Below are 20,698 nucleotides of genomic sequence, written 5' to 3'. Positions count from 1 at the left end.
AAATGGGTTCAGGGCGCGATCCGGGCCAGGTCGAGTTCGACCCAGGTCGGCGCATGGTCGCTCGGCTTCTCGCGGGCTCGCACGAACTTGTCGACCCCGGCGTCCTTCAGCGCCGGCTGCAGCCTGGGGCTGAGCAGCAGGTGGTCGATGCGGATGCCGGCGTCGCGCCCGAAAGCGTTGCGGAAGTAATCCCAGAACGTGTAGATCGTCGCGTCCGGATGCACGGCGCGCAGCGAATCGAGCCAGCCCTGTTCGATCAGGCGCTCGAAGGCGGCGCGGGTCTCGGGGCGGAACAGGGCGTCGTCGACCCAGCGTTCGGGCTTGTAGACGTCGCGCGCGGTGGGGATGACGTTGAAGTCGCCCGCCAGCACGGCCGGTATGCCCTGCGCCAGCAGTTCGAGTCCGCGCAGGCGCAGGCGCTCCATCCAGGCCAGCTTGTAGTCGAACTTGGGGCCGGGCGCCGGATTCCCGTTCGGCAGATACAGGCCGGCGACCAGGATGCCCTTGTAGACCGCCTCGATGTAGCGGCTTTGTTCGTCGTTCTCGTCGCCCGGCAGGCCGCGCTGCACTTCCTGCGCGGGCTCGCGGGTCAGGATCGCGACGCCGTTCCAGCTTTTCTGGCCATGCCAGATGGCGTGGTAGCCGGCGTCCTGGATCGCCTGCAAGGGGAATTTCTCTTGCGGCGCCTTGAGTTCCTGCAGGCAGACGACGTCGGGCGCGCGCTCGCCGAGGTACTGGACGAGGGCGTCCAGCCGGCTATTGATGCTGTTGACATTGTAGGTTACGACGAGCATGGCTTCTCCGATCGGGTTCGAGTCATTATGACAACAATTTGCAGGAACAGGCGCACGGCTATGGCGCTGGCGGGCGGCGGTTTGCCTGCCTATATGAGTTTTTCGGCATTTCCATATGGTAAATTAGTCGTTTTTCGATATAAGCGTTTGCTCTATACTCGCGCAATCGCCATCGTAGCCGGAGCCTGCATGTTCAACCGCCGCCACCTCATCCTCAGCACTTTCGCCCTGGCCGCCTTCGCCGGCGCCGGCCTGGCCCATGCCGACCAGCTGGCCGACATCAGGAAGAAGGGACAGATCGTGTTCGGCGTGCTCGGCACCGATGAACCCAACAGCTTCATCGAGCCCAAGACGCGCCAGCTGGTCGGCTACGAGATCGACATCGCGCACGCGGTCGCGAAGAAGCTGGGCGTCAAGCCAGTGTTCAAGCAGATCTCGGTCGCGGCCCGCATTCCTGAGCTGCAGCAGGGTCACGTCGACATCCTGGCCGCCTCGCTCACGCATAACAAGGAACGCGAGTCGCAGATCGACTTCGGGCTGACCCATTTCGTGACCGGATCCAAGGTCATGGTGCGTACCGCCAGCGGCATCACCAGCCTGCCGCAACTGGCCGGCAAGAAGGTGGTGACGGCGCGCGGCGGCACCCAGGAAACGAATATCCGCAAGGCCGTCCCCACGGTCGAAGTGGTGACCTTCGAGAACACCCAGCAGGCATTCCAGGCGCTGCGCCAGGGTAAAGGCATCGCCTACGTCAACGACGAATCCTCGCTGCTGTCCGACTACGGCAAGCTGGGCCCCGCCGCGAAGGGCTTCACGATCCTGCCGCAGTCGATCGGCAACGAGCCAATGGCGCTCGGCCTGCGCAAGGGCGAGAAGGGCTTGAAGGCGGTGGTCGACCAGACCCTGCGCGAGCTGGAAAGCAGCGGCGCCGCCGAACGGCTGTTCAATAAATGGTATGGCCCCGGCACCCGCACCAACTTCGCGAAACGCAGCTTCACGATCCACACCGACCAGATCTGAGTCTGAACCTTGTTCTTCGATCCAACCATCCTGCAGTCCGGCCAGTACCATGACTGGCTGGTGCAGGGCCTCGTGCTGTCGATCCAGCTGACGATCGTCAGCTTCGCCTTCGCGCTGCCCTTCGGCGCGCTGCTGGCGGTGATGCGCACGTCGAGCTTCGCGCTGCCGCGCGCCATCGGCGCGACGCTGGTCGAGGCGATCCGCAACGTGCCGCTGCTGGCCCACCTGCTGTTCTGGTACTTCGCCTTTCCCGAACTGCTGCCTGAAAGCCTGCGCGAAGTTCTGTACGCGAACAATCCCGAAGTGGTGTGCGCCGTCATCGCACTTAGCCTGTACGCCGGCGTGCACATGGCCGAGGACATCCGCAGCGGCATCCGCGCGGTGCCCGCCACCCAGCTCGAGGCCGCCCGTTCGCTCGGCCTGGGACGTGTCGCCGCGGTGCGCCTGGTGTTGCTGCCGCAGGCGCTGCGCGCCTCGGTGCCGCCGCTCCTGTCGCAGACCGTCAACCTGTGGAAAGACAGCAGCGTGGCCACCGTGATCGGCGCCGCCGAACTGATGTACCAGGCCGCGCGCGTGGAGACGGCGAGCTTTCGCAGCCTGGAGGCGTTCACCTTCGCCACGCTGGCCTACCTGACGGTATCGCTCCTGATCTCGGCCGCCGCCCACCTGTTCCAGCGCCGCTATCCGGTGCGCACGGCCTGACGTCCAGGGATACCCGCGATGCTCGAACTGATCGACACCTACTGGCTGTACTTCCTGGTCGGCCAATACCCCGAAGGCCCTCTGGGCGGCCTGGCGCTCACGGTCCTGCTGTCCGGCGCCGCGCTGGTGCTGGCGCTGCCGCTCGGCCTGTTGCTGGGGATCGCGCGCGTCAGTCCTTACCGCGCCATCAGCCTGCCGGTGGCCGCGCTGGTGCAGGTGGTGCGCGCGGTGCCGCTGCTGCTGGTGCTGTTCTGGGTCTACTTCTTCCTGCCGGCGCTCACCGGCGTCAAGACCTCGCAGGCGAGCACGATGCTGATCGTGCTGGTGGTGTTCGACAGCATCTACCTGGCCGAGATCGTGGCCGCCGGCATCCGCGCGCTGCCCAAGGGCCAGCTGGAAAGCGCCCGTTCGCTGGGGCTGGGCTACGGGGCCGCGCTGCGCCACGTGGTGCTGCCGCAGACCCTGCGCCACGGCCTGCCGTCGATCGTCAACCAGCTGGTTTCGACCATCAAGGCGACCTCGCTCGGCTACATCATCGGCCTGTCCGAGGTGTCGTTCATCGCCACCCAGATCAATACCCTGGTGTTCACCCAGGCGGTGGAGGTGTACCTGATCCTGGCGCTGACCTATTTCATCCTGTGTTTCGGCCTGTCCCGCCTGGCCTTCCTGCTCGAGCGGCGCCTGCAGCGGCGCAGCGCGCAAGCGTCATGAAAGCTAATCAACGATGATCGTCCTCGATAAAGTCAACAAGTACTACGGCGACTACCACGCGCTGGTGGACGTCAGCGAACGCGTGGAAAAGAACGAGGTGCTGGTGGTGTGCGGGCCATCCGGTTCCGGCAAGTCGACCCTGATCCGCACCCTGAACCGGCTCGAAGAGATCGACGGCGGCCGCATCGAGATCGACGGCCGCGACATCCACGCCAAGGGGGCGGACGTCAATGCGCTGCGCGCCGGCATCGGCTTCGTGTTCCAGAGCTTCAACCTGTTCCCGCACCTGACGGTGCTGGAAAACTGCACGCTGGCGCCGGTCAAGCTGAAACGCGCGACCAAGGCCGAGGCGCGCGAACATGCCATGGAGCTGCTGGAGCGGGTCGGCCTGGCGCACAAGGTCGACGCCTACCCGAGCGCGCTGTCGGGCGGCCAGCAGCAGCGGGTGGCGATCGCCCGCGCGCTCGCGATGCGTCCGCCGATCATGCTGTTCGACGAGCCGACCAGCGCGCTCGACCCCGAGATGGTGGGCGAAGTGCTGCAGGTGATGCGCGGCCTGGCGGGCGAGGGCATGACCATGGTCTGCGTGACCCACGAGATGGGATTCGCGCGCGACGTGGCCGACCGGATCTGGTTCATGGCCGAAGGGAAGATCCTGGAAAAGGCGACGCCGCAGGAATTCTTCGCCAACCCGCGCCACCCGCGCGCGCGGCAATTCCTGGCCGATCGCCGCCGGGACTAGGCGGCGGCATGGCGCACCAATCCATCCTCGAGTTCTCCACCCTGGGCCGCGGCACGCGCGACATCACGCGCGACGTCGCCGCCGTGGTCGCGGCCTCGCACCTGCAATGCGGCCTGGCCCACGTCTTCGTGCAGCACACCAGCTGCTCGTTGCTGCTGACCGAGAACGCCGACGGCGACGTGCGGCGCGACCTGGAGACCATCATCGGGCGCCTGGCGCCGGATGGCGATCCGGCCTACCGCCACGACGCCGAAGGGCCGGACGACATGTCGGCCCACGGCCGCGCCATGCTCACCGGCAGCGCTCTGACGGTCCCGGTGGGAGGAGGGCGGCTGCTGCTCGGCACCTGGCAGGGTATCTACCTGTGGGAGCACCGTACCGCGCCGCACCGGCGGTGCGTGGTGGTCACGGTGCTCGGCGGGTAGGAATATATGCACCTTATGTCGGCAGCATGGAATCCGCTCCCGGCATGGATCGGCGCCGCGACTTCTGGTAGTGTGAGGCGCTTGTGCTTTCACTAACCTCCAGCCCGGGATCCTCATGCACGCCGCCTCCACCAGCCGTCGCCGCCTGTTACTGACCTTTCTTGCGCTGTGCGTCCATCTGGGCCTGCTGGCGCGCGAACACCTGAATGGTGGCGTGGTGGCGCATCACCTGCTGGCCAATCCCGACCTGCCTGCCGTCTCCAACTGGTGGGGCCTGCTCCTTGTGCCGCTGCTCACCTGGTGGACCGTCGGCCGGGTCGAGCGCCGCGCACGGTTGGCGGCCAGCGAAGGCCGGCCGCTCAAGCCGGCCCCGCTCACCGGTTTCCTGTGCGCGCTGGCCTACGGCGGCCTGCTGGCGGCCTTGTTCGCGGCCGGCAGCCCGCTGGTCGACTATCTCTTCTTTGGCCTGCTGGCGCTGGCGCTGGTGGTGCGCTTATGGCATGCGGAATACCTGCTGGGCTTCGTGCTGGCCATGAGCCTCGTCGCCGGTCCGGTCTTGCCGACGATGTTCGGGGCCGTGATCGCGCTGGTCTCCCGGCTGGTGCACATGGCGACGCGGGCGCTGTGGCGGCGGCTGCGTCCCGGCCTGGCCTGAGCGCTTGTTTACCATCATGGACACTTTCAGGATCATCTGCGCCGTGTACCTGCTAATTGCAGGCGTCGGCAACCAGGTCATCGACTACAGGCACCGCAAGCGCAATGCCTACGAGCCCGGCTGCGCCTGGCAGTATTATTCGAAGCTGGCGCGCGAGGGCAGCCGCGAAGGCAAATTCATGATGTGGTCCGGCTATATCGGCATCTGGTTCATCATCGCCATCATTGCCACCGGCTGCTATCAGCTGGCGCGGCACTGAAGAAAGGCTGGTCGCCGCATGACCCATCCCTTCCTGCTGCTGGCCGCGGTATTCCTGGTCCTGGCCGCCGTGCTGTACTGCGCGCCACGGCGCAAGCTGCTCAATTTCGTGCACTACCCGGCGGCGCCGGAACAGGCCGCGCGCCTGAACCGGTATGCGGCGCTGCGCCTGCTACTACCGGCGCTGGTCAACCTGGGATGCGCCTGGGCGGTGGGACAGCAGCCCGGCCTGCTGGTGCCCATGGTCTTCCTGACGCCGCTGTCGGCCTTGTGCGTCGTGGTCTGGATCGCGGTCGGGGCCAGGCGCTTCGGCGCCTGAGCGATTCCAGGACGCATGGCAAGCTTTACTGGACGTTCCGTGCGGCAGCATCCCGGGCTTTGTTTCTATAATTGACGGCCCGCCGGCATGTTCGACCGGCCCGTTTTGAAGCTCCCATCATCCATGACGTCCAGTACCGCCACCCTCGACGAAGAAGCGCGCCTCGCCGTCCTCGACTCCTACGGCATCCTCGACACGCCGCCCGAGCGCTCGTTCGACGACGTCGTGCGCCTGGTCGGCCAGTTGCTGGCCGCGCCGATCGCCGCCGTCAACCTGATCGCGCGCGGACGCCAGTGGTTCAAGTCCGAGATCGGACTGGGCACGCGCGAGATGCCGCTCGACGATTCGATCTGCCGCTTCGCGCTGCTCGAGGAGCAGCAGATGATCGTGCCCGATACGCGCGAGGATCCGCGCTTTCGCTGCAATCCGCTGGTCACGCGGGAATCGGGCCTGCGCTTCTATGCGGGCGCCCTGCTCAAGACGCGCGACGGCGTCCCGCTCGGCACCTTGTGCGTGCTGGACCACAAGCCGCGGCCGCAGGGCTTGAGCGAGCAGGAGCAGTTCGTGCTGGCCACCCTGGCGCACCAGGTCATGAGCCAGATCGAATTGCGCAAGGCGATGGCGGAGCAGGACACGCTGATCGCCGCGCTGCGCCAGGCCGACCGCCGCAAGGACGAGTTCCTCGCCATGCTGGCGCACGAACTGCGCAATCCGCTGGCGCCGATCGTGTCGGCCGCCACCATGCTGTCGAACTTCAACCTCGACCCCGGCATGGTGCAGCGCGCCAGCGAGATCGTCGCGCGCCAGGCCGGCCACATGACGTCCCTGATCGACGACTTGCTGGACGTCTCGCGCGTCACCCGCGGCAAAGTGGAACTCGAGTTGCGCGAGCTGGACTTCAAGGACGTCGTCGCCGACGCCATCGAGCAGGTCAGGCCGCTGATCGAGAAGCACTGTCACCGGCTGGTGCTCGACCTGCCGCCGGCGCGCGCCATCGTCGTCGGCGACCGCAAGCGCCTGGTGCAGGTCATGACCAACCTGCTGAGCAACGCTGCCAAGTACACGCTCGAGGGCGGACGCATCGAAGTGCAGCTGACGACCCGGGACGGGGCGCTGGCGGTCGAGATCCGTGACGATGGCATCGGCATGTCGCCCGAGCTGATCGCCAGCGCCTTCGACCTGTTCGCGCAGGGTGCTCGTGGGCTGGACCGCAGCCAGGGCGGCCTGGGCATCGGCCTCGCGCTGGTGCGCAGCCTGCTCAAGCTGCACGGCGGCACGGTCGAGGCGAGCAGCGACGGCGCCGGGCGCGGCAGCACCTTCCGCGTCGGCCTGCCGCTGTCGACCCGGGTCCAGGTCGAGCGGCGTGCGCGCGACCGCAACGCGGAACAGGGCCGCATGCCGCCGCTGCGCATTGGCGTGGTCGACGACAACGAGGACGCGGCGGTCACGCTGTCGCTGCTGCTCGAGGCCCTGGGCCACACGGTACTGGTCGCCCATTCGGCGCGCGAGGCCTTGACGGCACTGCCGGCCTTCGGCCCCGACGTCTGCCTGCTCGATATCGGCCTGCCCGAGATGAACGGCTACGAGCTGGCGGCCGCGCTGCGCAAGAAGCCGGGCATGGCGCAGGCGATCCTGATCGCGGTGACCGGCTATGCGCAAGAAAAGGACCGGGCGCAGGCGCTGGCGGCAGGTTTCCACGACCTGTTCGCCAAGCCGGTCGACCTCGAGGTGCTGGGCGCGGCGCTGGTGCAGATCGAGGGCCGGCGAGCAGAATCCGTCCCATCATGAGCAGTCAAGAAAGGATAGAACGATGACGCAGCGCTACCAACCCATCACCCGTCTCGGCCTGGGCGGCACCGGCCTGGGCGATATGTACCACCCGACGAGCGACGAGGCGGGCCAGGCCACCGTCGATGCGGCCTGGGATGCCGGCATCCGCTATTTCGACACTGCCCCGCACTATGGCGCCGGCCTGTCCGAGCACCGCTTCGGCCAAGCGCTGCGGCGCCGTCCGCGCAATGACTACACGCTGTCGTCCAAGGTCGGCCGCCTGCTGGCGCCGAGCGCATCGCCCGAGATCGCGGCGCCGTTCGTCGGTGGCCTGCCGTTCCGGCGCATCACTGACTACACGGCCGACGGCGCGCGCCGCTCGATCGAGGACAGCCTGCAGCGCATGGCGCTGTCGCACATCGACATCGTGTACGTGCACGACCTGTCGCCCGATCGCTTCAGCCAGGCCGAGTACGAGCACTACTATGCGATCGCGGCCGGCCGCGGCGGCGCCTTCGAAGGTTTGATGAAACTGCGCGACGAGGGCACGATCAAGGCTTGGGGGCTGGGCGTGAACACGGTCGACCCCTGCCTGCGCGCGTTGCGCGACGCCGACCCCGACATCTTCCTTCTGGCTGGGCGCTATACGCTGATGGAGACTACGCCGCTGGACGAACTGTTCCCGCTATGCGAGCAGCGCGGCGCCAAGGTGGTGCTGGGCGGGCCGTTCAATTCGGGCTTCCTGGCCGGCGGGCCCAATTACGACTACGGCCCGGCCGATGCCGACAAGATCGCCCGGCGCGAACGCCTGCGCCAGGTGGCGGCGCGCCATGGCGTCGACCTGCCGGCGGCGGCGCTGCAGTTCGGTCTCGCGCATCCGGTGGTGGCGGCGACGATTCCGGGCGCCAGCAGCGTGGCGCATCTGCAGCGCAATGCGGCGCTGATGGATGTCGTGATTCCGGCGGCGTTCTGGGAAGAGTTGAAGGCCGAGGGATTGTTGGCCCGGGAGGCGCCAGTGGGAGCCGGCGCCAGTTAGAACTGTTCGTCCGGGGTCAGGTAGCGCCACTGGCCCTCGGGCAGGTTGCCCAGCTTGACCTTGCCGATCCGCACGCGCTTCAGGCCGATCACTTTCAGGCCCACCATATCGCACATGCGCCGGATCTGGCGCTTCTTGCCCTCGCGCAGGGTAAAGCTGAGCTGGTCCTCGTTCTGCCAGCGCACCTTGGCCGGCAGCAGCGGTTTACCGTCCATCCACAGGCCGTGGTTGAGCTTCTTCAGGTCGGCATCGGGCAGCTTGCCCGGTTTGGTGTACTGCACCCGCACCAGATATTCCTTGTCGACCGACGTCGTCTCGCCGATCAGGTGCTTGGCGATGCGGCCATCCTGCGACAGCACGAGCAGGCCCACCGAATCGATGTCCAGCCGTCCGCACGGCACCAGGCTGCGCAACTGGGTCGGATGGAACTGTTCGCGCGAAGCGTCTTCCGCCCAGCGGTTCTCGGGTTTGATGAGGGCCACGGCCGGCGTATAGCCATCCTCGGCCTGGCCGCTGACGTAGCCGACCGGTTTGTTGATCAGGATGGTCACGCGCTTGGATTGCTCGGCCGCGGCCTGGCGCTCGACCGTGATGCGCTGGGTCGGCAGCACCTTGCTGCCCAGTTCCGAGACGACCTTGCCGTCCACCCGCACCCAGCCGCGGGCGATCCATTCATCGGCTTCGCGGCGCGAGCACAGGCCGAGTTCGGACATACGTTTGGAGAGGCGGAGCGGTTCGGTCATGGGTGAAGCTTTGCTATCAAAAAAAAGGTGGATCACACTTTGAGCGCGTCGAGCAGGTCGGTCTCGAGCTGCACTTGCGTGCGCGGGTTGTTCAGGGCGGCGCCGTCGATCAAAAACACGTCCTCGACGCGCTCGCCCAGGGTCATGATCTTGGCCGTGTGCAGGTTCAGGCGGTATCGCGCCAGCACGCTGGCGATCGCGTACAGCAGGCCGGGACGGTCGTTGGCCGCGATCGACAGCACGTGGAACTGGCGCCGTTCGTCCGGCTGCAGTTCGACGGTCGGGGTGATCGGGAAGGTGCGCGACATGCGCGACAGGCGGCCGCGCGCCAGCGGCGGCAGCGCTTCCTGCGACAGCAACTGCGCGCACAGCTCGTGCTCGATCAGGCTGATGATGTCGCGGTAGCTGCCGGCGAAGTTCTCGTCCGCGACCAGGAAGCTGTCCAGCGCATAGCCGTGGCGCGTGGTGTGGATCTTGGCGTCGAGGATGCTGAAGTTCTTGCGGTCGAAGTAGCTGCAGATGCGCGCGAACAGGTCGGGCTGGTCCTGCACATAGACCGCCACCTGCAGGCCTTCGCCGATCGGCGCCAGGCGCGCGCGCACGATGGGTTTGCTGGCGTCGACCTTGTCGTGCAGGGCGCGCGTCTGCCAGGCGATGTCGGAGGCGTCGTGGCGCAGGAAATAGGCGACGTCGAGCTGCTTCCACAGCGCCTCGTGGGCGTTGGCGTCGAGGCCGTACAGGCGCAGCGTGGCCAGCGCCTCTTTCTGGCGCATGCGCAGCTCGCGGTCGGCCGTGTGCGGCTCGCCCCCCAGCACGCGCAGTGTCACCTTGTACAGGTCTTCCAGCAGCTTGGCCTTCCAGGCATTCCACACCTTGGGACTGGTGCCGCGGATGTCGGCCACCGTGAGCAGGTACAGGGCGGTCAGGTGCCGCTCATCCTTGACCACGTCGGCGAAGGCGCGCACCACGTCGGGATCGGACAGGTCGTGCTTCTGGGCCACGGTGGACATGGTCAGGTGCTGCTCGACCAGGAATACCACCAGCTCGGTGTCCTCGCTGGACAGGCCGTGGCCGCGACAGAACTGCTCGGCGTCTTCCATGCCGAGCTTGGAATGGTCGCCGCCGCGGCCCTTGGCGATGTCGTGGAACAGGGCGGCCACGTACAGCAGCCAGTTGTCGTGGAAGTCGGCGATCAGCTGGCTGCAGAACGGGTATTCGTGGGCATGTTCCGGCATCGTGAAGCGGCGCAGGTTACGCACTACCATCATGATGTGCTGGTCCACGGTGTACACGTGGAACAGGTCGTGCTGCATCTGGCCGACGATCTTGCGGAAGGCCGGCAGGTAGCGGCCCAGGATGCCGAATTCGTTCATGCGGCGCAGCGCATGCACCAGGCCGTTCGGCGCCTGCAGCACGCGCAGGAACAGTGCCTTGTTGCCCGGATCGGCGCGGAAGGCGTCGTCGATGCGGGTGCGCGCATGCCATAGCGCGCGGGTGGCGCGCGCCGTCATGCCCTTGATCTCGTTACGCTCGATCATCGCGACGAAGATGCCGAGGATGCAGGCGGGCGACTTCTCGAAGGTGTCGTCGGCCGCGATGTCGATCAGGTTACCCACCTGCAGGAAGGAATTGCTGATCGGGAACGCCACCGCCGGCTGCGGGAACAACTGGGCCTCGATATTCTGCAGCAAAATCGTGTTCAACTGGGTCACCGTCTTGGCCGCCCAGTAGTAGCGCTGCATCAGGAATTCGCTGGCGCGGCGCGCGTCCGGGCCTTCGCCGCTGGCGGTCAATCCCAGGGTGCCGGCGATCGCGGTCTGGACGTCGAACACCAGCCGGTCTTCGCGCCGCTTGGTATGCAGGTGCAGCCGGATGCGGATGTCCTTGAAGGCGCTTTCCTTTTCCATCAGCTGGCGCGCTTCCATGCGCGTGATCAGGCCGCGGGTGGCGAGCTGGCCGAAGGTGTCGGCCAGGCCGGCCGCCTTGGCCACCCACAGGATCACCTGCAGGTCGCGCAGCGCGCCCGGGCTTTCCTTGACGTTCGGCTCGAGCGCGAAGGCGGTGTACTCGTACTTGGCGTGGCGCAGCCGCATCTCGGCGGTCTTGGCCTGGAAGAAGGCTTGCGGATCGAGGGCGTCGCGGTAGCGCCGCTGCAATTCCTCGAACAGCGGCGTGCTGCCGGTGACCAGCCGCGCCTCCAGCAGGCTGGTTTGCACCGTGATGTCGGCGCCGGATTCGACCAGGCATTCGTCCACGGTGCGGATGCTGTGGCCGATCTCCAGGCCCAGGTCCCACAGCAACTGGACCAGGCCTTCGAGGCGGGCCTGGGTGATGGCGTCGGCCGGCTGTCCCAGCAGGATCAGGAGGTCGACGTCGGAATACGGGAACAGTTCGCCGCGCCCGTAGCCGCCCACGCCCACCAGGGCAGTGTCGGGCGGCAGGCCGGCCGCCTGCCAGGCGTCGACCAGCACGCCGTCAACCACCTGGCGCAGGCTGCGCAGCAGTTTCTCGGGCTTGCCGTCTTCCTGGAAGGCCTGGAACACCAGCTGGCGTTCGGCCTTCAGGCGCTGGCGCAGCGCGGTGCGGGCGTTGTCGAGCAGGGCGGCCTGTCCCATCGGCGCTCCTTCAGGCCGCGGCCAGGGTCGGCACCGCGCCCGGGTTCAGCAGCGGCAGCACGATGGCGGGCGGCGGCGGGCTGCCGGCCGACATGGTCAGCACTTCGACCCCGGTCTCGGTGACGAGCACCGTGTGTTCCCACTGCGCCGACAGGCTGCGGTCTTTCGTCTTGATGGTCCAGCCGTCCGGCATTTCCTTGATGTCGCGGCGGCCGGCATTGATCATCGGCTCGATGGTGAAGATCATGCCCGGCTTGAGTTCCTCGAGCGTGCCCGGACGGCCATAGTGCAGCACCTGCGGCTCTTCGTGGAACACGCGGCCCACGCCGTGGCCGCAGAATTCGCGCACCACGCTGTAGCCGGCCTTCTCGGCATGCTGCTGGATCGCGTGGCCGATGTCGCCCAGGTGCTTGCCCGGCTTGACGGCGGCGATGCCCAGCCACATGCACTCGAAGGTGATCTCGGACAGGCGGCGCGCCATGATCGACGGTTCGCCGACCAGGAACATGCGGCTGTTGTCGCCGTGGTAGCCGTCCTTGGTGATCGGCGTGATGTCGATGTTCAGCGCGTCGCCGGCCTTGAGCACGCGGTCGCCCGGGATGCCGTGGCAGATCACGTCGTTGAGCGAGGTGCAGATCGAGCCGGGGAAGGGCGGGTAGCCGGGCGGCGCGTAGTTCAGCGTGGCGGGCGTTGTGCCCTGGACGTTGACCATGTACTCGTAGGCCAGGCGGTCGAGTTCGCCGGTGGTGACGCCGGGCTTGACGAAGGGGGTGATATAGTCGAGCACTTCCGAGCCGAGGCGGCAGGCGACGCGCATGCCGTCGATTTCTTCGGGAGTCTTGGGGGTGGATGCCATGGGGATTCTTATCCTGCAGTAGTCTGTGCAATAAGGATCCATTATAGAGGAAACATTCCTTCATCAGGGCGGCAGCCGCCGCTGGCTCCACGTCACGCTTGAATAAAACGGCAAATCCCGCTAGAATCTCGGGTTGCTCGGATTCGTATCGAGCAATGTTGTAAAAAGCATCTTTTATTTTTTATAGAAATCGCGAATGTGGCCCTAAAAGGGTGCCTGACTGGTGACTGGTCACATTCAAGACCCAACCCTGGAGAATTACATGTCCGTTACTATGCGTGAAATGCTGGAAGCCGGTATCCACTTCGGCCACCAGACCCGTTTCTGGAACCCAAAGATGGCGCCGTTCATCTTCGGTCATCGCAACAAGATCCACATCATCAACCTGGAAAAAACCATGGCGATGTACCAGGATGCGATGAAAACCATCAAGCAGATCTCGGCCAACCGCGGCACCATCCTGATGGTCGGCACCAAGCGCCAGGCACGCGACATCATCGCCGCTGAAGCACAGCGCGCTGGCGTGCCTTACGTCGACCAGCGCTGGCTGGGCGGCATGCTGACCAACTTCAAGACCATCAAGACCTCGATCAAGCGCCTGAAAGACATGGAAGCGCAAGTCGAAGACGGTTCGGTCGAGAAGATGTCGAAGAAAGAAGCGCTGATGTTCTCGCGCGAAATGGAAAAGCTGCAGAAGTCGATCGGCGGCATCAAGGACCTGGGCGGCGTGCCTGACGCGATCTTCGTCGTCGACGTCGGCTACCACAAGGGCGCCATCACCGAAGCCGGCAAGCTGGGCATCCCGGTCATCGGCATCGTCGACACCAACCACTCGCCAGAAGGCGTGACCCACGTGATCCCTGGTAACGACGACTCGTCGAAAGCCATCACCCTGTACGCACGCGGCGTCGCCGATGCGATCCTGGAAGGCCGTGCCAACGCCACCAACGAAGTCGTTGAAATGGTCAAGGCTGCCGGCGACGACTTCGTCGAAGTTTCCGAGCAGGCATAAGTGACGGCGGGTTAATTACCCGCTGACACATCGAAGGGGGCGCCGCACACACGAGCCCCCCTTTTTTTAAGCTGAATACCTGTGGGGCGTTGTCATAACGACCTGCAACCTGGATAAAACATTTAGGAGAAATCAACATGGCAGCGATTACTGCAGCGATGGTAGGTGAACTGCGCGCGAAGACCGATGCGCCAATGATGGAATGCAAGAAAGCACTGACCGAGGCCGAAGGCGACATGGGTCGTGCCGAAGAGATCCTGCGCGTCAAGCTGGGCGGCAAGGCATCGAAGGCATCGGCACGCATCACCGCCGAAGGCGTTGTTGCAACCTATATCTCCGGCAACGTCGGCGCGCTGGTCGAAGTCAACAGCGAAACCGACTTCGTCGCCAAGAACGAAGAATTCCTGGCCATGGTCAACCTGGCCGCCAAGCTGGTCGCCGAAAACAACCCGGCCGACGTCGCCGCCCTGGCAGCCCTGCCGCACGACGGCAAGACCTTCGACGACGTGCGTACCGGCCTGATCGGCAAGATCGGCGAGAACATGACCGTGCGTCGCTTCCAGCGCTTCGAAACCACCGGCAAGCTGGCGTCGTACCTGCACGGCACCCGTATCGGCGTGATCGTCGATTTCGACGGTGCGGACGAGCAAGTGGGCAAGGACCTGGCCATGCACATCGCTGCAATGAAGCCGGTCGCTCTGTCGTCGGAGCAAGTGCCTGCTGAAATGATCGAAAAAGAGCGTTCGGTTGCCGAACTGAAGGCCAAGGAAGACGCAGAGAAAGCCGTCGCCGAAGGCAAGCAGCCGCAATCGGAAGAAATCGTCGCCAAGCGTATCGACGGTTCGGTGCAGAAGTACCTGAAAGAAGTGTCGCTGCTGAACCAGGCGTTCGTGAAGAACGACAAGCAGTCGATCGAGCAATACCTGAAGGCATCGAACACCACCGTCAAGGCATTCACCATGTACGTGGTGGGCGAGGGCATCGAGAAGAAGGTCGACGACTTCGCAGCCGAAGTCGCAGCACAGATGGCTGCCAACAAGCAGTAATCGAAAAGAACGGGCCGCAAGGTCCGTTTTTTCAAGGTGGGGCGGTTTGTGTGCGTGGCTGCAATGATGTTGTGGCTGGGCATGGAAACTTGGGTTCCCGCCTTCGCGGGAACGACGTTCGAACGGTGCGGGCCGATGGAGGCTCCTGTAGTCCGCGCCTGGCGCACGTCGTTCCCGCGCAGGCGGGAACCTAAGTTCGACGCATCACCGTAGCGCCTCGCGCGCAGCGCCCGCCTTACAATGCCATCGCCCCAGGGGCAGATGAGACCGCGGCCCACGAGGCCATGGTCGGACCCGAATTCGCAACATCGAAACATCACATTAGGAGCCGCTTCCATGACAAAACCAGCCTACCAACGAGTCCTCCTGAAACTGTCTGGCGAAGCGCTGATGGGCGACGACCCGTTCGGCATCAACCGCGCCACCATCGAGCGCATGGTGGCCGACGTGGCCGAGGTGGCGAAGCTGGGCGTGCAGGTGGCGGTCGTGATTGGCGGCGGTAACATCTTCCGCGGCGTCGCCCCCGGCGCCCAGGGCATGGACCGCGCCACCGCCGACTACATGGGCATGCTGGCCACCGTCATGAACGCGCTGGCCCTGGCCGACGCCATGCGCCACGTCGGCATCACCGCCCGCGTCATGTCGGCGATCGGCATCGAGCAGGTGGTCGAGCCCTATGTGCGCCCGAAAGCCCTGCAATACCTCGAAGAAGGCAAGGTGGTCGTGTTCGCCGCCGGCACCGGCAACCCCTTCTTCACCACCGACACCGCGGCCGCCCTGCGCGGCGCCGAGATCTCGGCCGAGATCGTCCTGAAGGCGACCAAGGTCGACGGCGTGTATAGCGCCGACCCCAAGAAAGACCCGCACGCGACCCGCTACGAGAACATCTCGTTCGACGAAGCCATCGCCAAGCACCTGCAAGTGATGGACGCCACCGCCTTCGCGCTGTGCCGCGACCAGAAACTGCCGATCAAGGTGTTCTCCATCGTCAAGCCAGGCGCGCTCACCCGCGTGATCATGGGCGAAGACGAGGGTACACTGGTACACGTTTAAAATATTACTGAACAACAAGGAGAGCAGCATGTCCCTGGCTGACGTCAAAAAGAACGCGCAAGAGCGCATGGCCAAGTCCATCGAGACCCTGAAAGCCGACCTGGCCAAGGTCCGTACCGGTCGCGCCCACACCGGCATCCTCGACCACGTGATGGTCGAGTACTACGGCTCGCCGACCGCGCTGCCGATGGTGGCCAACCTGACCCTGGTCGACGCGCGCACCATCGGTGTCCAGCCGTTCGAAAAGAAAATGGCCGCGACCATCGAGAAAGCGATTCGCGATGCCGACCTGGGCCTGAACCCGTCGTCCCAGGGCGACATGATCCGCGTGCCGACCCCGCCGCTGACCGAAGAGCGCCGCAAGGAGATGGTCAAGCTGACCAAGTCCGAAGGCGAAGACGCGAAGATCGCCGTGCGCAATATCCGCCGCGATGCCAACGAAGCCCTTAAGAAAATGGTCAAAGACAAAACCGCTTCGGAAGACGACGAGCGCCGCGCCTCGGACGAGATCCAGAAGCTGACCGACAAGGCCGTGGCCGACATCGACAAGCTGCTGGCCGAGAAAGAGAAGGAAATCCTGACGGTGTAAGGCGTCAGCCGCCCGGCTTTCCCGCGGACCGGCCCCGGCAACTTGCCGCGGCCGGTCCGCCTACCTTATGATTGTCCAATTCTGATTGGCCAAGGCGCCCATCCGGGCGCAACCCTGCTGGTGCAGCTCTGCTGGCGCAACACTGCTGGATTCTCGATGTTCAAAAGTTCGACCACCGCCGTTCCCGACACGCCCGCCGTGCCGCGCCATATCGCCATCATCATGGATGGCAATGGCCGTTGGGCCACTAAACGCCTGCTACCGCGCGTGGCCGGCCACGTCAAGGGCGTCGAAGCCGTGCGCGGCATCGTGGAAGCCTGCGTGCTGCGCGGCGTCGAATACCTGACCCTGTTCGCCTTCTCGTCCGAAAACTGGCGCCGCCCGGCCGACGAAGTCTCGCTCCTGATGCGCCTGTTCGTGACGGCCCTCGAGCGCGAAGTCTCGAAGATGCACGCCAATAATATTCGCCTGAAAGTCGTGGGCGACCTGAGCCGCTTCGACCCCAAGCTGCAGGACATGATCGCCAATGCCGAGCGCCGTACCGCCGGCAATTCGCGCCTGACCGTCACCGTGTGCGCCAACTATGGCGGCCGCTGGGATATCATGCAGGCAACGGGGAAGATGGTGCAGGCCAACCCCGGCGTGACCGAATTTACGGAGGAAATGCTGGCTCCGCACCTGGCGATGGCGTATGCGCCCGAACCCGACCTGTTCATCCGGACCGGCGGCGAGGAACGCATCTCGAATTTCCTGCTGTGGCAGCTGGCGTATGCCGAACTGCACTTCACGAGCACCTTCTGGCCCGATTTCACGCCCGAGGCACTGGACGACGCGATCGCCTCGTTCCAGCGGCGCGAACGGCGCTTCGGACAGACGAGTGCCCAAGTAGCGAAGAAGACCAACTGATGCTCAAGACCCGGATCATCACCGCGCTCGTCCTGCTGGCAGTCCTGCTGCCGGTTTTGTATTCCAACCACCCCACGGCGTTCGCGGTGGTCGCCTCGCTGTTCTTCGGGGCGGCGATCTGGGAATGCTTCCGCCTCTTCAATCCGGGCGCGAAAAGCGCGGTCGTCATCGCCGTGGCCTGGACCCTGGCCTTCGCCTATGCCTTCTTCATGCGCGAGCAGGGCAATCCGACCTTCTGGTTCGCCATCGGCGTACTGCTGTGGGGCTTGCGCTTCGCACCCACCCTCAAGCTCGGCCTGCCGCCGCTGGCCAGCACCGGCAATACCCTCCTCAGCCTGTTGTACGCGATCGCGCTGGTAGCGTGCTTTGCCGCCATCGTCATGCTGTTCCAGTATTCGGCGCTATTCCTGCTGTCGGTGCTGGTCATCGTGTGGTCGGCCGACATCTTCGCCTATGTGTGCGGCAAGACCTTCGGCAAGAACAAACTGGCGCCATCGATCTCGCCCGGCAAATCGTGGGAAGGCGCCATCGGCGGCGGCATCGTGACCCTGCTGCTGGCCGCGCTCACCGTGCTGTTCGGCGGCGAGGCGCTGGCCAACACCTTCGCGGTGCGGGTGCAGGCCAGCTTCGGCTGGGCCGGCATGCTGGCCGTGATCGCCCTCATCGTCGTCGCCAGCGTGGTCGGCGACCTGTTCGAATCCCAGCTCAAGCGCCGCGCCGGCATGAAGGACAGCAGCAACCTGCTGCCCGGCCACGGCGGCGTGCTGGACCGGATCGACGCCCTGGTGCCGGTCCTGCCGCTGGCGGCCCTGATCGCCACCCGGCTCTAGAAGGAAGTTTTCATGCAAGGCATTACCATTCTCGGCGCCACCGGTTCGATCGGCGCCTCGACCCTCGACGTCGTGGCGCGCCACCCGGACCGCTATCGCGTGTACGCACTCAGCGCGCACGCGCGCGTGGAAGAACTGGCCGCCTGCTGCCGCCAGTTCCGCCCGCAGCGCGCGGTGGTCGGCAGCCCTGACGCCGCCCGCCAGCTGGCGGCCCTGATCGCCGACCTGCCGACCAGCGTCGAATATGGCGAACAGGCGCTGTGCGAGATCGCCTCCAGCCCCGACACCGACATCGTGATGGCCGCCATCGTCGGCGCCGCCGGCCTGGCGCCGACGCTCGCCGCGGCGCGCGCCGGCAAGAAGATCCTGCTGGCCAACAAGGAAGCGCTGGTGATGTCGGGCCAGCTGTTCATGGACGCCGTGCGCGAGCACAAGGCGACCCTGCTGCCGGTCGACAGCGAACACAACGCGATCTTCCAGGCGCTGCCGGCGACGTATGCGCGGGTGCCGGGCGCCTCCGGCGTGTCGAAGATCCTGCTGACTGCGTCCGGCGGCCCGTTCCTCAATCGCGAGGTTCACACCCTGGAGCATGTCACCCCGGACGAAGCCTGCAAGCACCCGAACTGGGTCATGGGCCGCAAGATTTCCGTCGACTCGGCGACCATGATGAACAAGGGCCTCGAAGTGATCGAGGCCCACTGGCTGTTCGGCGCGCCGGCCGACCTGATCGAGGTCGTGATTCACCCGCAAAGCGTGATCCACTCGATGGTGTCCTACGTCGACGGCTCGGTGCTGGCCCAGCTGGGCAACCCGGACATGCGCACCCCGATCGCCAATGCGCTCGCGTATCCGGAGCGGATCGACTCGGGCGTGGCCCAGCTCGACCTGACCGCGATGGCGGCGCTGCAGTTCCTGAAGCCCGACTTCGAGCGCTTCCCGTGCCTGGCACTCGCTTTTGATGCGCTGCGCGCCGGCGGCACCGCGCCCGCGCTGCTGAACGCGGCCAACGAGGTGGCGGTACAGGCCTTCCTCGAGCGCCGTATCGGTTTCCGCGATATCGACCGTGTCGTCGGCCAGGTGCTGGACGACGTGCCGCACGGCCCGGCGCCGTCGATCGAGGCGGTGCTGGCCCAGGACGCGCTGGCGCGCACCGCCGCCAATGATCTCGTCGCGACCATCGCGGCGCGCCTGCAGGGCTGAACCACGGATCCATCGCCATGACCATGCTTTATACCGTGCTGGCCTTCGTGCTGGCGCTCGGTCCCCTGATCGTGATCCACGAACTGGGTCACTACCTGGTGGCGCGCGCCTGCGGCGTCAAGGTGCTGCGCTTCTCGGTCGGCATGGGCCGCGTGGTCTGGTCGCGCCGTTTCGGCAAGGACCAGACCGAATGGGCGCTGTCCGCGCTGCCGCTGGGCGGCTACGTCAAGATGCTCGATGCGCGCGACCCCGAGACCGCGCCCGTGAACGATGCCGACCTGGATCGCGAGTTCACGCGCCAGAACGTCTGGAAGCGGATCGCCATCGTGGCCGCCGGCCCGCTGGCCAACTTCCTGCTCGCGATCGGCCTGATGGCCGCGCTGTATATGCATGGCGTGGACGAACCGTCGGCGCGCCTGCGCGAAGCGCCGGCCGCCTCCGAGGCGCGCAAGGCCGGCGTGCGCGGCGGCGATACGGTGGTGGCCGTGAACGGCAATGCCGTGCGCTCGTGGACCGAATTGCGCTGGCAGATCGTGCACGCGGCGGTCGACAAGGCCGACGCCCGCCTCGAGCTGCGCAGCGCCCACGGCGGAAGCTATAGCGCGACCCTGCCGGCGGCGGTGGTCGGCCAACTGGACGTCGAGACCGACGTGATGGCCGAACTGGGCCTGGACCTGTGGCGCCCGCAGCCGCGCATCGAGAAGGTGATGCCGGATGGGGCAGGGCAGCGCGCCGGCCTGCAGGACGGCGACCTGGTGCTGCGCATGGGTGGCGAGCCGGTGGTGGACGGCATCGCCTTCATCGAGGCGGTGCGCGCCGCGCCCGGCAAGCCGCTGGCGCTGGAAGTCGAACGGGCAGGGCGGCCGGTGGCGGTGACCCTGACCCTGACCCCGGAACCGGACGCGAACGGCCGCGGCGTGATCAAGGCCATGGTGGCGCAGGCGCCGGACATGGTCACCGTCAGTTCCGGCCCGATCGAGGCCATGGTGCGCGGCGCGGAACGGACCTGGGAAACCAGCGTGATGACGCTGAAAATGATCTGGAAAATGATTACCGGAGAAGCGTCGTGGAAGAATGTGACCGGTCCCATTACCATCGCCGATTATGCCGGACAGACTGCAAGAATAGGTCTCGTGAGCTATTTACAGTTCATCGCCTTTATTAGTATCAGCTTAGGCGTAATGAATTTGTTACCAATTCCGGTTCTGGATGGGGGCCATTTACTGTATTATTCGCTGGAAGTTTTGACCGGGCGTCCCCTTCCACCGCGCGTCGGCGAGTTCGCGCAGCGCGCCGGGGTCGGCCTGCTGTTCATGCTGATGGCGCTCGCCGTCTTCAATGACCTGGTGCGGCTGCTCTAGCGGCCCGCGGTTCGACGCTGATGCACCGGCAAAAAATAAAATGCAATCGTTGTCC

At 65.7% G+C, this 20,698-nt stretch carries 22 protein-coding genes; 18 read left to right on the top strand and 4 right to left on the bottom strand.

What is annotated here, in order from left to right; genetic code table 11:
* Nucleotides 1-8: 8 nt before the first annotated feature.
* Nucleotides 9-794, bottom strand: a complete 786-nt coding sequence (xth, locus tag Q9246_RS11945) for an exodeoxyribonuclease III (RefSeq protein WP_306397763.1) — start codon at nt 792-794, stop codon at nt 9-11.
* A gap of 189 nt (nt 795-983) precedes the next feature.
* Between xth and Q9246_RS11940 the strand changes: the two genes are divergently transcribed.
* From Q9246_RS11940 to Q9246_RS11895, 10 genes are all read left to right on the top strand, one after another.
* Nucleotides 984-1,814 carry an ABC transporter substrate-binding protein gene (locus Q9246_RS11940; protein WP_306397762.1) on the top strand — a complete coding sequence of 277 codons (831 nt, stop codon included), beginning with the start codon at nt 984-986 and terminating at the stop codon, nt 1,812-1,814.
* 9 nt (nt 1,815-1,823) lie between these two features.
* On the top strand, nt 1,824-2,516 hold the full coding sequence (locus Q9246_RS11935; protein ID WP_306397761.1) for an amino acid ABC transporter permease: 693 nt from the start codon (nt 1,824-1,826) through the stop codon (nt 2,514-2,516).
* 18 nt (nt 2,517-2,534) lie between these two features.
* Complete coding sequence (locus tag Q9246_RS11930) at nt 2,535-3,227, top strand: amino acid ABC transporter permease (protein ID WP_306397760.1); 693 nt, start codon at nt 2,535-2,537, stop codon at nt 3,225-3,227.
* 13 nt (nt 3,228-3,240) lie between these two features.
* Nucleotides 3,241-3,969, top strand: a complete 729-nt coding sequence (locus Q9246_RS11925) for an amino acid ABC transporter ATP-binding protein (protein WP_306397759.1) — start codon at nt 3,241-3,243, stop codon at nt 3,967-3,969.
* Between the two features lie 8 nt (nt 3,970-3,977).
* Nucleotides 3,978-4,394 carry a secondary thiamine-phosphate synthase enzyme YjbQ gene (locus tag Q9246_RS11920; protein ID WP_306397758.1) on the top strand — a complete coding sequence of 139 codons (417 nt, stop codon included), beginning with the start codon at nt 3,978-3,980 and terminating at the stop codon, nt 4,392-4,394.
* 115 nt (nt 4,395-4,509) lie between these two features.
* Entirely contained in the window at nt 4,510-5,049 is a 540-nt protein-coding gene (locus Q9246_RS11915) for a hypothetical protein (protein ID WP_306397757.1), read from the top strand.
* 16 nt (nt 5,050-5,065) lie between these two features.
* Complete coding sequence (locus Q9246_RS11910) at nt 5,066-5,308, top strand: hypothetical protein (RefSeq protein ID WP_306397756.1); 243 nt, start codon at nt 5,066-5,068, stop codon at nt 5,306-5,308.
* Between the two features lie 18 nt (nt 5,309-5,326).
* A complete protein-coding gene (locus Q9246_RS11905; protein WP_306397755.1) occupies nt 5,327-5,626 on the top strand; it encodes a hypothetical protein in 300 nt (99 codons plus the stop codon).
* 123 nt (nt 5,627-5,749) lie between these two features.
* Nucleotides 5,750-7,414 (top strand): hybrid sensor histidine kinase/response regulator, encoded by a 1,665-nt coding sequence (locus tag Q9246_RS11900; RefSeq protein WP_306397754.1) that lies wholly within the window; start codon nt 5,750-5,752, stop codon nt 7,412-7,414.
* A gap of 22 nt (nt 7,415-7,436) precedes the next feature.
* Nucleotides 7,437-8,432: an aldo/keto reductase gene (locus Q9246_RS11895; RefSeq protein ID WP_306397753.1), complete on the top strand. Its 996-nt coding sequence runs from the start codon at nt 7,437-7,439 to the stop codon at nt 8,430-8,432.
* On the opposite strand, the gene Q9246_RS11890 is transcribed toward Q9246_RS11895, so the two are convergent.
* Genes Q9246_RS11890 through map form a run of 3 tightly spaced genes read right to left on the bottom strand, consistent with a single transcriptional unit; the run spans nt 8,429 to nt 12,646 of the window.
* A complete protein-coding gene (locus Q9246_RS11890) occupies nt 8,429-9,175 on the bottom strand; it encodes a pseudouridine synthase (protein ID WP_306397752.1) in 747 nt (248 codons plus the stop codon). The genes Q9246_RS11895 and Q9246_RS11890 overlap by 4 nt on opposite strands.
* A 32-nt stretch (nt 9,176-9,207) precedes the next feature.
* A complete protein-coding gene (locus Q9246_RS11885; protein ID WP_306397751.1) occupies nt 9,208-11,790 on the bottom strand; it encodes a [protein-PII] uridylyltransferase in 2,583 nt (860 codons plus the stop codon).
* Nucleotides 11,791-11,800: 10 nt separating this feature from the next.
* Nucleotides 11,801-12,646: a type I methionyl aminopeptidase gene (gene map / locus Q9246_RS11880; protein WP_306397750.1), complete on the bottom strand. Its 846-nt coding sequence runs from the start codon at nt 12,644-12,646 to the stop codon at nt 11,801-11,803.
* A gap of 262 nt (nt 12,647-12,908) precedes the next feature.
* Between map and rpsB the strand changes: the two genes are divergently transcribed.
* The 8 genes from rpsB (at nt 12,909) to rseP (ending at nt 20,643) form a co-directional block, all read left to right on the top strand.
* Nucleotides 12,909-13,658 carry a 30S ribosomal protein S2 gene (rpsB, locus tag Q9246_RS11875; RefSeq protein ID WP_306397749.1) on the top strand — a complete coding sequence of 250 codons (750 nt, stop codon included), beginning with the start codon at nt 12,909-12,911 and terminating at the stop codon, nt 13,656-13,658.
* Between the two features lie 137 nt (nt 13,659-13,795).
* Nucleotides 13,796-14,704: a translation elongation factor Ts gene (gene tsf, locus Q9246_RS11870; protein ID WP_306397748.1), complete on the top strand. Its 909-nt coding sequence runs from the start codon at nt 13,796-13,798 to the stop codon at nt 14,702-14,704.
* A gap of 336 nt (nt 14,705-15,040) precedes the next feature.
* Nucleotides 15,041-15,757, top strand: coding sequence for a UMP kinase (gene pyrH, locus Q9246_RS11865; RefSeq protein WP_306397747.1), 717 nt, complete (start codon nt 15,041-15,043; stop codon nt 15,755-15,757).
* Nucleotides 15,758-15,785: 28 nt separating this feature from the next.
* A complete protein-coding gene (gene frr, locus Q9246_RS11860) occupies nt 15,786-16,346 on the top strand; it encodes a ribosome recycling factor (RefSeq protein ID WP_306397746.1) in 561 nt (186 codons plus the stop codon).
* Nucleotides 16,347-16,502: 156 nt separating this feature from the next.
* Complete coding sequence (gene uppS / locus Q9246_RS11855; protein WP_306397745.1) at nt 16,503-17,252, top strand: polyprenyl diphosphate synthase; 750 nt, start codon at nt 16,503-16,505, stop codon at nt 17,250-17,252.
* Nucleotides 17,252-18,082 carry a phosphatidate cytidylyltransferase gene (locus Q9246_RS11850; RefSeq protein ID WP_306397744.1) on the top strand — a complete coding sequence of 277 codons (831 nt, stop codon included), beginning with the start codon at nt 17,252-17,254 and terminating at the stop codon, nt 18,080-18,082. The genes uppS and Q9246_RS11850 overlap by 1 nt, the downstream gene beginning before the upstream one ends.
* Before the next feature lie 12 nt (nt 18,083-18,094).
* Complete coding sequence (gene ispC, locus Q9246_RS11845; RefSeq protein WP_306397743.1) at nt 18,095-19,282, top strand: 1-deoxy-D-xylulose-5-phosphate reductoisomerase; 1,188 nt, start codon at nt 18,095-18,097, stop codon at nt 19,280-19,282.
* A 17-nt stretch (nt 19,283-19,299) separates the two neighbouring features.
* Nucleotides 19,300-20,643, top strand: coding sequence for an RIP metalloprotease RseP (rseP, locus tag Q9246_RS11840; protein ID WP_306397742.1), 1,344 nt, complete (start codon nt 19,300-19,302; stop codon nt 20,641-20,643).
* Nucleotides 20,644-20,698: the final 55 nt, after the last annotated feature.

The sequence above is a fragment of the Telluria beijingensis genome, from assembly GCF_030770395.1.
GTDB classification, from domain to species: Bacteria; Pseudomonadota; Gammaproteobacteria; order Burkholderiales; family Burkholderiaceae_D; genus Telluria; species Telluria beijingensis.
The sequence above is the reverse complement of the archived record's forward strand: the minus strand, read 5'-3'. Positions and strand labels throughout refer to the sequence as shown.